The sequence below is a fragment of the Streptomyces sp. RerS4 genome (assembly GCF_023515955.1).
Taxonomy (GTDB): Bacteria; Actinomycetota; Actinomycetes; order Streptomycetales; family Streptomycetaceae; genus Streptomyces.
In genome coordinates this window covers 6,029,429-6,045,730 of the sequence record NZ_CP097322.1, presented here as the reverse complement: position 1 = coordinate 6,045,730, position 16,302 = coordinate 6,029,429, and the positions used below count along the sequence as shown (strand labels likewise).

At 75.5% G+C, this 16,302-nt stretch carries 1 protein-coding gene; it reads right to left on the bottom strand.

Annotated elements, in window-relative coordinates:
- Nucleotides 1–41 precede the first annotated feature (41 nt).
- Complete coding sequence (locus tag M4D82_RS27390) at nucleotides 42–16,289, bottom strand: type I polyketide synthase (protein ID WP_502989014.1); 16,248 nt, start codon at nucleotides 16,287–16,289, stop codon at nucleotides 42–44.
- Nucleotides 16,290–16,302: the final 13 nt, after the last annotated feature.

Here is a 16,302-nt window from a genome sequence, read left to right as displayed (position 1 = left end):
GGATTCCCCCCGCCCCGTCCGGCGGGCTCACGGCGCGTCGCTCAGGAGGCGCCGAGTTCGTCGTCGAGCAGGTCGAACAGCTCGTCGTCGGTGACCGTGTCGAGGTCGTCGTCGGTGTCCTCGTCGGTCGTGGTGCGGCCGGTGTCCTGGCCCGCGTTCCACTTGGCCATGAGGGCCTGGAGGCGCATCGTGATCCGCGAGCGGGTGACGCTGTCCGCGTCCGCCGACTCTGCGGCGCCCAACGCAACCTCCAGCCGGTCGAGTTCGCCGAACACGGTGGGTCCGTCGCCGTCGAGGGCGAGTGCGGAGCGCAGGTATCCGGCGAGCTGTTCGGGGGTCGGGTGGTCGAAGATGAGCGTGGCCGGGAGCCGGAGCCCGGTGGCCGCGCCGAGTCGGTTGCGCAGCTCGACGGCCGTCAGCGAGTCGAAGCCGAGTTCCTTGAACGCGCTGCCCGGTTGGATGGCGGCCGCGCCGCTGTGGCCCAGTACCTGGGCGACGTGGGTGCAGACCGTGTCGAGCAGGACCCGGTCCCGTTCGGCGGGCGGCAGTTGGGCCAGCCGCTGCGCCGTCGTTCCCGGGGCGTCCGCGCTCGCGCCGCCGTTCGCCCTGCGGCGTACGGGCGTCCGGAGCAGGCCGCGCAGCAGGGGTGCGACGTGGTCGCCGACCTGGGTTCGGAGTGCGGCCAGGTCGATGCGGGCGGGCACGAGCAGGCTCGTGGTCGTCGGCTCGGCGGGATCGCGGCGGGCCGTCGAGGCGCGCAGGGCGGCGTCGAAGAGGGTCAGTCCGTCGGCCGCCGACAGGGCGTTCATGCTGCCCCGGCCGAGGCGCCGGCGGTCCTGGTCGTCGAGGGTGGCGGCCATGCCGGCCTCGTCGTCCCACAGGCCCCAGGCGAGCGAGAGGCCCGCCAGTCCGTGGGCCCGGCGGTGCTGGGCGAGGGCGTCGAGGAAGGTGTTGCCGGCCGCGTAGTTGGCCTGTCCGGCGTTGCCGAAGACGCCCGCCGCCGAGGAGAACAGGACGAACGCCGTCAGGTCGATGTGCCGGGTCAGCTCGTGCAGGTTCCATGCCGCGTCGGCCTTGGGCCGCAGCACCTTCGCGACCCGCTCGGGGGTGAGCGAGGTGACGGTGGCGTCGTCGAGCACACCGGCGGTGTGCACGACGGCGGTCAGCGGATGCTCGGCCGGTACGGAGTCCAGCAGCGCGGCCAGCGCGTCCCGGTCGGCGGCGTCGCAGGCCGCCCAGGTGACCCGGGCGCCCGCCTCGGTGAGCGCGGCGGCGAGTTCGCCCGCGCCGGCAGCCGCCGCACCGCGCCGGCTGGTGAGCAGCAGGTGGCGTACGCCGTGCTCGGCGACGAGGTGTCGGGCGAGCAGGCCGCCGAGGGTGCCGGTGGCTCCGGTGATCAGGACGGTGCCCTCGGGGTCCGGGCCGGCGGGGGCGTCGTCCGTCGGCGCGGTGAGGGCCGCGCGGGCCAGGCGGGGTACGCGTACGGCCCCTTCGCGCAGGGCGAGTTGGGTCTCGTCGCCGGCGAGCGCGGCGGGCAGGGCCGCGTGCGAGGCGTCCTCCCCGTCGAGGTCGATCAGGACGAACCGGTCGGGGTGCTCGGCCTGGGCGGAGCGCACCAGGCCCCACACCGCCGCGTGCGCGAGGTCCGTCACGTCCTCGCCGGGGTCCGTGGAGACTGCGCCCCGGGTGACGACGGCGAGCCGCGAGGCGGCGAACCGTTCGTCCGCCAGCCATCCCCGGACGAGTTCAAGGGCCCGCCCGGTCGCGGCGTGGGCGGCGCGGGACACGTCCGGGGTCGCGAGGTCGGGGGCCAGGGAGACGAGGACCGTCTCCGGTACCGGCTCCCCCAGCGCCTCGGCCAGGTCGAAGGCCTCGCCGAGGGCGCCCAGGTCGGCGTGGGTCGTCTCGGCCGGGTCGGCGAGCAGGCCTGTCCGTTCGAGGCCGGCGCCCACCTTGAGCGGATCCGCGCCGAGCAGCGCCCACGGTCCGCCGGGGGACGGTACTGCGGGCGCTTCGGGCACGGCGAGCTCGGTCCAGTCGACCTGGAAGAGCGCCTCGCGCACGGGGCCGGCGCCGGGCCCGGCCGCTGCGATGCCGTCGGTGGCGAGGGGGCGCAGGACGAGCGAGTCGACGGTCAGGACGGGCTGTCCGGCGGCGTCCCACAGGGTCAGTGCCACCGCGTCCCGGCCGGCCGGGGCCATCCGTACGCGCAGTGCGGCGGCGCCGGCGGCGTACAGGCGTACGCCGTCCCACGAGAAGGGAAGCCGCGCGCCCTCCGGGCCGTCGGGGAAGAACTCCCCGAGCCCGACGGCGTGCAGGGCGGCGTCGAGGAGCGCCGGGTGGAGCCCGTACGGGGCGGCTTCCGGGAGGCGGTCCTCGGCGAGGGAGACCTCGGCGAACACCTCGTCCCCCAGCCGGTAGGCCCGGCGCAGGTTGCGGAAGGCGGGGCCGTAGCCGAGGCCGATGGCCTCGAAACCCGGGTAGAGCTCGTCCACCGGGCACTCGACGGCTTCGGCCGGCGGCCACTGCTCGAGGGCCTCCGCGTCGGCGCCTCGGGCATCGGGGGCGTCGGGGGCGAGGACGCCGTCGGCATGACGGGTCCACGGCTCGTCGGGGGTGGCCGCCTCGGGGCGCGAGTAGACCTGGAAGGCCCGGCGGCCGTCCGCGTCGGGCGCGGCCACGGCGAGCCGCAGCTGCGTCCCGCCCGTCTCGGGCAGGACGAGCGGCGCTTCGAGCGTCAGGTCGTCCAGCAGGCCGCAGCCGGCGTGGTCGCCCGCGCGGACGGCCAGTTCCACCAGCGCGGCGCCCGGCACCAGGACGGCGCCGGCGACGCGGTGATCGACCAGCCAGGGGTGGGTGCGCAGCGAGAGCCGCCCGGAGAAGAGGAACCCGTCCGAGTCGGGCAGGTCGACGGCCGCCCCGAGCAGCGGGTGCGCGGTCGCGCCGAGTCCGGCGGAGGCGACGTCACCCGCGAGGGCGTGGGCGGGGGCCTCCAGCCAGTACCGCTGACGCTGGAAGGCGTAGGTGGGCAGGTCGACCCGGCGGGCGCCGGTGCCGGCGTAGTACGCGGACCAGTCGACGGGGATCCCCCGCAGGTGCGCCTGCGCGAGGGCCGAGGCGAGGCCGGCCTCCTCGGGGCGGTCGGCCCGCAGGACCGGGAGGAAGGCCGCCCCGTCGGTGGTGAGGCAGTCCTGCGCGAGCGCGGAGAGGACGCCGTCGGGCCCGAGTTCGAGGTACGTGGTGACCCCCGCGTCCTCCAGGGCGCGTACGCCGTCGAGGAAGCGGACGGCCTCGCGGACGTGGCGGACCCAGAAGTCGGCCGTCGCCATCTCGTCGGTGACCAGGACGCCCGTCAGGTTCGACACGATCGGGATGCGCGGAGCGGCGTACGTGAGCCGCTGCGCGACCTCGCGGAAGGCGTCGAGCATGCCGTCCATGTGCGGCGAGTGGAAGGCGTGGCTGACGGTCAGGCGCTTGGTCTTCCGGTCGGGGAACGACTCGGCGATGGCGCTCGCCGCGTCCTCGTCACCGGCAATGACCACCGACTGCGGACCGTTGACGGCGGCGACGCTCACCCGATCCGTCAGCAGCGGAAGGATCTCCTCCTCCGACGCCTGCACCGCGATCATCACCCCACCGGCCGGCAGCGCCTGCATCAACCGGCCACGAGCCGCGACCAGGGCACACGCGTCCTCCAGCGAGAACACCCCCGCCACATGCGCGGCGGCGATCTCACCGATCGAATGCCCGGACACGAAGTCCGGCTCCACACCCCACGATTCCAGCAGCCGAAACAGCGCCACCTCCATCGCGAACAACGCCGGCTGCGTGTACTCCGTACGATCCACAAGCGCGGCATCAGCGCCGAACAACACGTCCTTCAGCGGAAGTTCCAGCCGCTCACACACCGCGTCCAGTGCCTGCGCGAACGCCGGGTGGGCGTCGTACAGTTCCCGACCCATCCCGAGGCGCTGGCTGCCCTGGCCGGTGAACAGGAAGGCGAGCTTCCCGGTGGTCGGCGAGCCTTCCAGCAGGCCGGCCGTCCACTCGCCCGCGGCGAGCGCGGAGAGACCCGCGAGGAATCCGTCGCGGTCCTCGGCGACGACGGCGGCCCGCCGGTCGAGGGCGGTCCTGGTCGTGGCCAGGGAGAGGCCGATGTCGCTCGGGGACAGGTCGGGGTGCTCGACCACGTGCGCGGCCAGGCGGGCCGCCTGCTCGCGCAGGGCCCCCGGATCCTTCGCCGAGAGGAGCCACGGCAGGCTGCCGGGCACCCGGGCGGGGGCGGGCCGCGTCGCGGGCTCCGGCTGGGTCACCTCGGACGGGGTCGCCTGGGGGGCCTGCTCGATGATGGCGTGGGCGTTGGTCCCGCTGAAGCCGAACGAGGAGATCGCGGCGCGGCGCGGGCGGCCCGTCTGCGGCCAGTCGGTGGCCGACTCCAGCAGCGTCACGGCTCCGGCCGCCCAGTCGACGTGCGGGGTCGGCTCGTCCACGTGCAGGGTCTTGGGCAGGATCCCGTGCCGCATCGCCATGATCATCTTGATCACGCCTGCGACACCGGCGGCGGCCTGCGTGTGGCCCATGTTCGACTTGACGGAGCCGAGCAGCAACGGACGGTCCTGCGCCCGCTCCTGGCCGTACGTGGCCAGCAGTGCCTGCGCCTCGATCGGGTCGCCCAGCGTCGTGCCCGTACCGTGCGCCTCGACGGCGTCCACCTCGGCGGCGGACAGACCGGCGTTTGCCAGGGCCTGGCGGATGACGCGCTGCTGGGAGGGGCCGTTGGGGGCGGTGAGGCCGTTGGAGGCGCCGTCCTGGTTGATCGCCGTCCCGCGGACCACGGCCAGCACCGGGTGCCCGTTGCGGCGAGCGTCCGAGAGCCGCTCCACCAGCAGGACGCCGGCGCCCTCGGCCCAGCCGGTGCCGTCGGCGTCGGCCGAGAAGGCCTTGCAGCGGCCGTCGGCCGCGAGGCCCCGCTGCCGGCTGAACTCCACGAAGGCCGCGGGGGTCGCCATCACGGTCACCCCGCCCGCCAGGGCGAGCGAGCACTCGCCGCTGCGCAGCGCCTGCACGGCCAGGTGCAGGGCCACCAGGGAGGAAGAGCAGGCCGTGTCGACGGTGACCGCCGGACCCTCCAGGCCGAACGTGTAGGACAGCCGGCCGGAGATGACGCTGCCCGCGTTGCCCGTGCCGAGGAATCCCTCGACGCCCTCGGGCAGAGCGGCGAGCCGGGAGGCGTAGTCGTGGTACATGACGCCGGCGAAGACGCCGGTCCGCGTCCCGCGCAGGGAGCGGGGATCGATGCCGGCCCGCTCGAACGCCTCCCAGGAGGTTTCCAGCAGCAGCCGCTGCTGCGGGTCCATGGCGACGGCCTCGCGGGGGGAGATCCCGAAGAAGGCCGGGTCGAAGGCGGAGGCGTCGGAGAGGAAGCCGCCCTCGCGGGCGTAGCTGGTGCCCTCGCGGCCGGGGTCGGTGTCGAAGAGGCCGTCGACGTTCCAGCCCCGGTCGTCGGGGAACCCGGACACGACGTCCCGGCCGTCCAGCACGAGCCGCCACAGGTCCTCGGGCGACTGCACGTCCCCGGGGTAGCGGCAGCCCAGGCCGACGATGGCGATGGGTTCGTCGTCGCGGAGGGCGACTGCGACCGGTGCGGTCGGCGCGGCGGGCGCGGCTCCGAGGAGTTCGGTGCGCAGGTGGTCGGCGAGGACGATCGAGGTCGGGTAGTCGAAGACGAGCGTGGCCGGCAGCCGGAGTCCGGTGGCGGAGCCCAGCAGGTTGCGCAGTTCGACGGCGGTCAGCGAGTCGAAGCCGAGCTCGCGGAAGGACCGGTCGGCCTCGACCGCCTCGGGCCCGGCGTAGCCGAGTACGGCGGCGACCTGGGTGCGTACGAGGTCGAGTACGAAGGCGGACTGTTCGGCGGCCGACAGGCCGGCCAGGCGTCCGGCCGGCGTGTCACCGGCCGTCGGGGCGCCGGCGGCCCGGCGGGTGGGCGTACGCACCAGGCCGGACAGCAGCGGCGGAAGCAGGCCGGCACCGGCCTGGGCTCGGAGGGCGGTCAGGTCGAGCGTGACCGGGACGAGCAGGGACCGCTCTGAAGCGCAGGCGGTGTCGAACAGTTCGACACCCTCGGCGGCGGTGAGGGCGTGCACACCACCGCGCCCCATGCGCGAGACGTCCTCGGCGTCGAGGGTGTCCCCCATGCCGCCGACCTCGGCCCACAGGCCCCAGGCCAGCGAGCTGGCGGCCAGGCCCTGGGCCCGGCGGTGCGCGGCCAGGGCGTCGAGGAACACGTTCCCCGCCGCGTAGTTGGCCTGGCCGGCGTTGCCGAACACACCGGCGGCGGAGGAGAAGAGGACGAACGCGGACAGATCGAGATCGGCGGTCAGCTCGTGGAGGTTCCACGCGGCGTCCACCTTCGGACGCAGTACGGCCGACAGCCGCTCGGCGATCAGGGACCCGACGACACCGTCGTCCAGGACGCCCGCCGTGTGCACGACGGCCTTGAGCGGGTGCTCGGCCGGGATGGCGGCCAGTACGGCCGACAGCGCGTCCCGGTCGGCCACGTCACAGGCCGCCCATACGACCTCGGCGCCCCGCTCGGCGAGCTCGGCCGACAACTCGGCGGCGCCTTCGGCGGCTTCGCCCCGACGGCTGACCAGCAGCAGGTGCCGTACGCCGTGCTCGGCGACCAGGTGACGGGCGAACAGCGCGCCCAGCGAGCCGCTCGCACCGGTCACCAGCACCGTGCCCTCGGCGTCCCACTCCAGGGGAGAGTCGGCGGCCGTCGCGGCGCGGGCCAGCCTCGGGACCAGCAGCGCGCCCTCGCGCACCACCACCTCGGAGTCACCCGAAGCCGAGGCCACGGCCGCCACGAGCGCCCGCTCGGGCAGGACCGCCTCGTCGTCGGCCAGGTCGACCAGGGCGAACCGGCCGGGGTGTTCGGTGGCGGCGGACCGGACGAGGCCCCACAGCGCCGCCCCCGCGAGATCGCGGACGGTCTCGGCCGGGTCGTGCGTCGCCGCGGCGCCACGGGTGACGAACACCAGCCGCGAGGAGGCGAACCGCTCCTCGGCGAGCCAGGCCCGTACGAGGGCCAGCGCCTCGGCGGTCCTCGTGTGCACCGCTGCCGGCAGCGCGGCCCCGGCGACCGGGTCCGCGCTGACGAAGACCAGGTCGGGGACGTCGGCGTCCGCCGCCGCGAGGGCGGTCAGGTCGGCGTACGCGGGGCGGTCCAGGCCGGGTATCGGCCCGCCCACGACGGCCGCCGACAGGTCGACCGCCGCCGTCCGCTCCGACGGCAGGGCCGTCCAGTCGACGCCGAAGAGGGAGTCCGGGCGGCCGGCTCGGCCGGCCGCGCCGATCTGCTCGGCTGAGATCGCCCGCAGGGCCAGCGCGTCCACCGAGGCGACGGGGCGGCCGGCGGGGTCGGCCAGTTCGAGCGAGACCGCGCCCGCGCCGGCGGGGGCCAGGCGGACCCGGGCGGTGCCGGCGCCGGCCGCGTGGAGGCGTACGCCGGTCCAGGCGAAGGGCAGCCGGGCGGCACCGGCCCGGTCGGGCTCGTCTGCCCGGTCGGGCTCGTCGGCCTCGTCGGCCAGTACGTCGGCGCCCAGCGCCAGGGTGTGCAGCGCGGAGTCGAGCAGCGCGGGGTGGAGCCCGTACGCGTCGGCGTCGCTCTGGGTGCTTCCGGTCAGGGCGAGTTCGGCGAAGAGTTCGCCGCCCCGCCGCCAGGCCGCGCGCAGGCCGCGGAACAGGGGTCCGTAGCCGAGGCCGGAGGCGTCGAGCAGCGCGTACGCCTCGTCCACCGGGGCGGGGGTCGCGCCGGTCGGCGGCCAGACGGTGAGGTCGGCGCCGGCGGGGCGTACCTCGTCGGCCAGGAGTCCGGCGGCGTGCCGCAGCCAGGGCTCGTCCTCGGCGTCGGCCGGGCGGGAGTACACGGCGACCGGGCGGGCGCCGGAGGCGTCGGGCGCCCCTACGGTGACCTGTACCTGGACGGCGTCACCGGCGCCGGACAGGACCAGCGGCGTCTGGAGGGTCAGTTCGTCGAGGGCCGGGGCGCCGACCCGCTCGCCGGCGTGCAGGGCCAGCTCGACGAAGGCCGTGCCGGGGACGAGGACGGAGCCCATGACGGCGTGGTCCGCGAGCCAGGGGTGGGTGCGCAGCGAGAGCCGGCCCGTGAGGACGCATCCGTCGGCTTCCGCGAGGGACACCGCCGCGCCGAGGAGGGGGTGTCCGGCGGTCGCGAGGCCGAGGCCGGTGGCGTCGCCGGGCAGCGGGGCGGCGGTCTGCGGCCAGTAGCGCTCGCGCTGGAAGGGGTAGGTGGGCAGGTCGACGCGGCGTGCACCGGTCGGGGCGAAGTAGGCCTGCCAGTCGGCCGCGAGGCCGCGCGCGTGGGCCACCGCGAGCGCGGTGGTGAGGGTCTGTGCCTCGGGGCGGTCGGCGCGCAGCGTGGGGGCGAAGGCGGCGGTGGTGCGGTCGGTGACGCAGTCGTGGGCGAGGGCGGAGAGGGTGCCGTCGGGGCCGAGTTCGAGGTACGTGGTCACGCCGGCGGCTTCCAGGGCGCGGATGCCGTCGAGGAAGCGGACGGCCTCGCGGACGTGGCGGACCCAGAAGTCGGCCGAGCCCATCTCGTCCGTGATGAGGGCGCCGGTCAGGTTCGAGACGATCGGGATGCGCGGGGTCTCGTAGGTGAGGCCGGCGGCCACCTTGCGGAAGTCGTCCAGCATGCCGTCCATGTGGGGCGAGTGGAAGGCGTGGCTGACGGTGAGGCGCTTCTTCTTCCGGTCCGGGAAGACGTCCAGGATCGCGGTCGCCGCGTCCGCGTCGCCGGCGATCACGACGGACCGCGGGCCGTTGACCGCGGCGATGCCCACCCGGTCCGTCAGCAGCGGGAGGATTTCGTCCTCCGTCGCCTGGAGGGCGATCATCACGCCGCCGGTCGGCAGGGCCTGCATCAACCGGCCGCGGGCGCGGACCAGTTCGCATGCGTCGGCGAGGGAGAGCACGCCGGCGACGTGCGCCGCCGCGATCTCGCCGATGGAGTGACCGGCGACGAAGTCCGGTGTGACGCCCCACGATGCGAGGAGCCGGAACAGGGCCACCTCGACGGCGAACAGCGCCGGCTGGGTGTACTCGGTGCGGTCGAGCAGGTCGTCGTCCGTCCCGAACAGCACGTCCTTGAGCGGTACCTCGAGGTCCACGTGCGCGGACACCGCGTCCAGCGCCGCCGCGAACACCGGGTAGGCGTCGTACAGTTCGCGCCCCATGCCGAGGCGCTGGCTGCCTTGTCCGGTGAACAGGAAGGCGGTGCGGCCGGCCTTGCGGACCGTGTCGCGGGTCAGACCTCGGGCCGTCCGGCCGGCGGCCAGTCGGTCGAGGGCGGTGGCGGCCGTGGCCCGGTCCTTCGCCACGATCACCGCCCGGTGGTCGAAGTCGGCGCGGGTCGTGGCCAGGGAGTAGGCGAGGTCGGTGAGCGTGAGGTCGGGGTGGGCGGCCAGGTGGGCGCTCAGGGCGCGGGCCTGGTCGAAGAGGGCCTGCTCGGTGCGGCCCGACAGTGGCAGGGGAAGCACGCCCTGGGCGGTTTCCGCGTCGGTGTGGGTGTCGGCGTCCGTGGGGGTGTCGGCGGCGTCCGGGGCCTGCTCGATGATCGTGTGCGCGTTGGTGCCGCTGATCCCGAACGAGGACACGCCGGCGCGGCGCGGGCGGCCCGTCTCGGGCCATGGCACCGTTTCCGTCAGCAGGCTGACGGCGCCCTCCGACCAGTCCACGTGCGGCGACGGCTGCTCCGCGTGCAGGGTCTTGGGCAGGACGCCGTGCCGCATCGCCATGACCATCTTGATGATCCCGGCGACGCCGGCGGCGGCCTGGGTGTGCCCGAGGTTCGACTTGACGGAGCCCAGCAGCAGCGGACGGTCCTCGGGGCGGTCCTGACCGTAGGTGGCCAGCAGGGCCTGCGCCTCGATCGGGTCGCCCAGGGTAGTGCCCGTGCCATGGGCCTCCACGGCGTCCACGTCGGCGGCCGTCAGCCCCGCGCTCGCCAACGCGGCACGGATCACCCGCTGCTGCGACGGCCCGTTCGGCGCCGTCAGACCATTGCTCGCACCATCCTGGTTCACGGCCGAACCACGCACCACCGCCAACACCGGATGCCCATTGCGGCGCGCGTCCGACAACCGCTCCACCAGCAGCATGCCGACACCCTCACCCCAGCCGGTGCCGTCGGCGTCGGCCGAGAAGGCGCGGCAGCGGCCGTCGGCCGACAGGCCGCGCTGGCGGCTGAAGCCGACGAACGTGCCCGGGGTGGCCATGACGGTGACGCCACCGGCCAGCGCCAGGTCGCATTCGCCACCGCGCAGGGCCTGGATCGCCATGTGGAGGGCGATCAGCGAGGACGAGCAAGCGGTGTCGATGGTGACGGCGGGGCCTTCGAGCCCGAAGGTGTACGAGACGCGTCCCGAGGCGATGCTGCCCGTACTGCCCGAGCCCAGCGAGCCGTCCGCGCCGTCGACGGAACGCTCCAGCAGGGCGGCGTAGTCGTGGTACATGACGCCCGCGAAGACGCCGGTCCGGCTGCCGCGCACGGTGGCGGGGTCGATGCCGGCCCGCTCGAAGGCCTCCCAGGTGGTCTCCAGCAGCAGCCGCTGCTGGGGGTCGGTGCCGACGGCCTCGCGCGGGCTGATCCCGAAGAACGTCGGGTCGAACGCGGCGGCGTCGTGCAGGAAGCCGCCGTGGCGGGTGTACGAGGTGCCGGGGTGGTCGGGGTCGGGGTGGTACAGGGACTCGACGTCCCAACCCCGGTCGGAGGGGAAGCCGGTGATGGCGTCGCCGCCGCCCTCCAGCAGCCGCCACAGCTCCTCGGGCGTGGTCACGCCGCCGGGGTAGCGGCAGCTCATGGCCACGATGGCGATCGGATCGTCACCGCCGCCCACGGCGCCGGACCCGGCGGCGGCCGGGGCCTGGGAGCCGCGGGGAGCCTGGTCCCCGCCGAGTTCGACGGAGAGGTGGCGGGCCAGGGCGAGGGAGGTCGGGTAGTCGAACACCAGGGTGGCGGGCAGCCGGCGGCCGACGGCCGCGCCGAGCCGGTTGCGCAGTTCGACGGCGGTCAGCGAGTCGAAGCCCAGCTCGCTGAAGGCGTGTTCGGCTTCGATGGCGTCCGGGCTGCCGTGGCCGAGCACGTCGGCGACGTGGCCGCGCACCAGATCGAGGAGCAGCCGCTCCCGCCCGGCGGCGTCGAGGCCGACGAGGCGCCGCTCCAGCGCGGACAGGTCCTGCCCGGCGGCGCCGACGGCCGCGGCGGTACGGCGTACGGGGGTACGGACCAGCGCGCGCAGCAGCGGGGCCACGGGCGTTCCGGAGGCGGGCGGGGTCAGCCGCATCGGCACGAGGAGGGCCGTGCCGACATCGGGGCCGGTGCCGGCTTCGGTCGTGGCGAGGGCGTCGGCGAGGTCGAGGAGGGCGAGGCCGTCGGAGGCGGTGAGCCCCCGTACGCCACCGCGCTTCATCCGTTCCAGGTCGGCCCGCTCCAGGGCGCCGGCCATGCCGTCGGCGTCCTCCCACAGGCCCCAGGCCAGGGAGACGGCCGGGAGGCCCTGCGCGCGGCGGTGCTGGGCGAGGGCGTCGAGGAAGGAGTTGGCGGCGGCGTAGTTGCCCTGGCCGGGGGCGCCGAAGACACCGGCGGCGGAGGAGAAGAGGACGAACGCCGACAGGTCGAGGTCGCGCGTCAGTTGGTGGAGGTGGAGGGCCGCGTCGGCCTTGGGCCGCAGGACGGTGTCGAGGCGTTCGGGCGTGAGCGAGTCGATCACGCCGTCGTCCAGGACGCCGGCGGTGTGGACGACCCCGCGCAGCGGGTGGGCGGCGGGGACGGCGGCCAGGGCGGCGGCGAGCGCCTCCCGGTCGGCGGCGTCGCACGCCGCCCAGGTCACTTCCGCGCCGAGTCCGGTGAGCTCGCGCGTCAGTTCCGCGGCGCCGGGCGCCGTTTCGCCGCGCCGGCTCAGGAGCAGCAGGTGCCGTACGCCGCGTGCGGCGACGAGGTGGCGTGCGACGAGCCGGCCGAGGGTGCCGGCGGCTCCGGTGACCAGGACGGTGCCCTCGGCGTCGTACGCGGGCGCCTCGGCCGGGCTGCCGGCGGCGGGAACCCGGACCAGCCGGGGCGCGTACGCGGCGCCCTCGCGCAGGGCGAGCTGCGGCTCCGGGCAGGCGAGGACGCCGGCCAGGACGGCCCCGGGCAGCTCGGCGGGCACGCCCTCGGCGTCCGCCCGGTCGGTGTCGACGAGGACGAAGCGGCCCGGGTGCTCGGACTGGGCTGAGCGCACCAGACCCCAGACGGCGGCCGAGCCGGGGTCGGGAACCCGGTCGCCGGTGCGGACGGCGACCGAGCCCCCGGTCAGGAGGACGAGCCGGCTGTCGGTGAGCCGGTCGTCGGCGAGCCACCGCCGCAGCAGGCGGAGCGCGCCGTGGGCGGACGCGTGGACGGCCTCGGGGCTCGGCTCCGGCTGGGCGGGCAGGCGTACGAGGACGGCGTCCGGGACGGGCCCGTCGGCGTCGAGGGCCGCGCCGAGCGCGTCGGCGGCGTCCGGGCCGTCGAGCACCCACGGGCGCGCGCCGGCCTCGGTGGCGGGGAGGGTCAGCGGGGTCCAGACCGGCTGGAACAGCTGCTCGTGGGGGCCGCCCGTACCGGCGGCCGACTGCTCGGCCGAAACGGCGCGCAGGGTGAGCGAGGCGATGTCCGCAACGGGCTGCCCGGCGCCGTCGGCCAGCGCCAGCGCCACCGCGTCCGGTCCGGCCGGGGTCAGCCGTACGCGCAGGGTGGAGGCGCCGACGGCGTGCAGGGCCACCCCGGTCCAGGAGAACGGCAGCCGGCCGCGGCCGGTGTCCGCCACGAGCCCGGCGAGGCCGATGGTGTGCAGGGCGGCGTCCAGGAGCGCGGGGTGCAGTCCGAACAGGGCTGCGTCGGCGCGGTGTTCCTCCGCCACCTCGACCTCCACGTACGTCGCCCCGTCGCTCACCCAGGCCGCGCGCACGCCCTGGAAGGCGGGCCCGTAGTGGAGTCCGGCCTCGGCGAGTCCGGAGTACAGCTCCTCGACGGGCAGGGGTGTGGCGTCGGCCGGCGGCCAGGTCGCGGGGGCGAAGGACGGCTGCGGGGCGCCGACGACGAGGACGCCGTCCGCGTGCCGGGTCCACGGCTGCTCGGCCGGGTCGGCCTCGTCGGCGGGCTCGGGACGGGAGTGCACGCCGAGGGGGCGGCGACCGGTGGCGTCGGGGGCGCCCACCCACAGCTGGAGCTGGACCCCGCCGTCCGGGGGCAGGACGAGGGGGGCGTGGAGGGTGAGTTCGTCCAGGAGGTCGCAGCCGACCTGGTCGCCGGCCCGGATCGCCAGCTCCACGAAGGCGCTGCCGGGCAGTACGACGGAACCGCCCACGGCGTGGTCCGCGAGCCAGGGGTGGGTGTCCAGGGACAGCCGGCCGGTGTAGAGGAACCCGTCGAGGTCGGCGAGGGCGACGGCGGCGCCGAGCAGCGGGTGACCGGCGGCGGCGAGGCCGGCGGCGGAGACGTCGCCCGGGGGGCGGCCGGCGTCGAGCCAGTACGGCTCGCGCTGGAAGGCGTAGGTGGGCAGGTCGACGCGTTCGAAGCCGGCGCCGGCGTAGTACGCGTCCCAGTCGACGGACACGCCGCGGACGTGCAGCCGGGCGAGGGCGCCGGTCAGGGTCTCGCTCTCCGGGCGGCCGGTGCGCAGGACGGGCACGAAGGCCGCCGTGTCGCGGTCGTCGGGCAGGCATGCGGGGGCGAGGGCCGAGAGGACGGCGTCCGGGCCGATTTCGAGGAAGTGCGTGACGTTGCGGGCGGCGAGGGCGCGGATGCCGTCGAGGAAGCGGACCGTTTCGCGGACGTGGCGGACCCAGAAGTCGGGCGTCGCCATCTCGTCGGTGACGAGGGCGCCGGTCAGGTTGGACACGATCGGAATGCGCGGGGCGGCGTACGTCAGTCCCCGCGCGACCTCGCGGAAGGCGTCGAGCATGCCGTCCATGTGCGGGGAGTGGAAGGCGTGGCTGACGGTGAGGCGCTTGGTCTTGCGGTCGGGGAAGGCCGCCACGATCGCCGTCGCCGCGTCCTCGTCTCCGGCGATGACCACCGACTGCGGGCCGTTGATCGCGGCGATGCTCACGCCGCCGGTGAGCAGCGGCAGGACCTCGTCCTCCGAGGCCTGGACGGCGATCATCACGCCACCGGCGGGCAGCGCCTGCATCAGCCGGCCACGCGCCGCCACCAGCGTGCAGGCGTCCTCCAGCGAGAACACGCCCGCGACGTGCGCGGCGGCGATCTCACCGATGGAGTGCCCGGACAGGAAGTCCGGCTCCACGCCCCACGATTCGAGCAGCCGGAACAGCGCCACCTCGATCGCGAACAGCGCCGGCTGCGTGTACTCGGTCCGATCCAGCGGCTCGGCATCAGCGCCGAACAGCGCCTCCTTCAACGGCAGTTCCAGCCGTTCGCAGACCGCGTCCAGCGCCCGCGCGAACACCGGGTGGGCGTCGTACAGTTCACGACCCATGCCCAGGCGCTGGCTGCCCTGGCCGGTGAACAGGAACGCCGTCTTGCCGGCCACCGGGCGACCCCGGGTGACGCCGGGTGCGGATTCCTCCGGGCCCAAGGCGGCGAGGGCTTCGAGCGCGCGGACGAGTCCGGGCTCGTCGGCGGCAGTGAGGACCGCGCGGTGCTCGAAGTCGGTGCGTCCGTGGGCGAGGGAGTGGGCGATGTCGCCGGCGCGCAGCCCGGGGTGGGCGGTCAGGTGCGCGGACAGCTTCGCGGCCTGGGCGCGCAGGGCGGCCGGGGACTTGCCCGAGAGGTTCCACAGGGGCGGCACGGGCACGGCGGCCGGCGACCCGTCGGCCGGTTCGATGGCCTCCGGGGCGGGGGCCTGCTCGATGATGGTGTGGGCGTTGGTGCCGCTGATGCCGAACGAGGAGACGCCCGCGCGGCGGGGCGCTCCGGTCTCGGGCCACCGCTCGGTCTCGGTGAGCAGCCGCACGGCGCCCTCCGACCAGTCGACGTTCGGTGTGGGCTCGTCCACGTGCAGGGTCTTGGGCAGGACGCCGTGCCGCATCGCCATGACCATCTTGATGATCCCGGCGACGCCGGCGGCGGCCTGGGTGTGCCCGAGGTTCGACTTGACGGAGCCCAGCAGCAGCGGACGGTCCTCGGGGCGGTCCTGACCGTAGGTGGCCAGCAGGGCCTGCGCCTCGATCGGGTCACCCAGGGTGGTGCCGGTGCCGTGGGCCTCCACGGCGTCGATGTGGGCGGGCGAGAGCCGGGCCCCGGCGAGCGCCTCGCGGATGACGCGCTGCTGGGAGGGCCCGTTGGGGGCGGTCAGGCCGCTGCTGGCGCCGTCCTGGTTGACGGCCGTGCCGCGGACGACGGCGAGGACGGGGTGGCCGTTCTCGCGGGCGGCGGAGAGCCGTTCGAGGACGAGCATGCCGGCGCCCTCGCCCCAGCCGGTGCCGTCGGCGGCGGCGGCGAAGGACTTGCAGCGGCCGTCGCCGGCCAGGCCGCGGTGGCGGCTGAACTCGGTGAAGGTGCCGGGGGTCGACATGACGGTGACGCCGCCCGCGAGGGCGAGGGTGCACTCGCCGCCGCGCAGGGCCTGGACGGCGAGGTGGACGGCGACGAGCGAGGACGAGCAGGCCGTGTCGACGGTGACGGCCGGGCCCTCCAGGCCGAGGGTGTAGGCGATGCGGCCGGAGGCGATGCTGCCGGAGCTGCCGTTGCCGAGGAAGCCCTCGATCTCCTCGGGGACGCTGAACAGGCGGGCGGCGTAGTCGTGGTACATGAGGCCGGCGAAGACGCCGGTGCGGCTGCCGCGCAGGCCGGCGGGGTCGATGCCGGCGCGTTCGAAGGCCTCCCAGGAGGTCTCCAGGAGGAGCCGCTGCTGCGGGTCCATGGCGAGGGCCTCGCGGGGGGAGATCCCGAAGAACGCCGGGTCGAAGTGGTGGGCGTCGTGCAGGAATCCGCCGACCCGCTCGTACTCCTCGATGCCGCTGTCCGGGTCGGGGTCGAAGAGGACCTCGGCCGGCCAGCCCCGGTCGGCGGGGTACGGGGTGACGGCGTCGCCGCCGCGCGCGACGAGCTCCCACAGGGCTTCGGGGGTGTCGATGCCGCCGGGGTAGCGGCAGCTCATCGCCACCACCGCGATCGGCTCTTGGTCCCGCTCCTCCACCTCGCGCAGCCGGCGCCGCGCCTCGCGGAGGTCGGCCGTCGCCCGCTTGAGGTAATCGAGGTACTTCTCCTCGTTCACCATGGTCACGCCATCCCCGTCG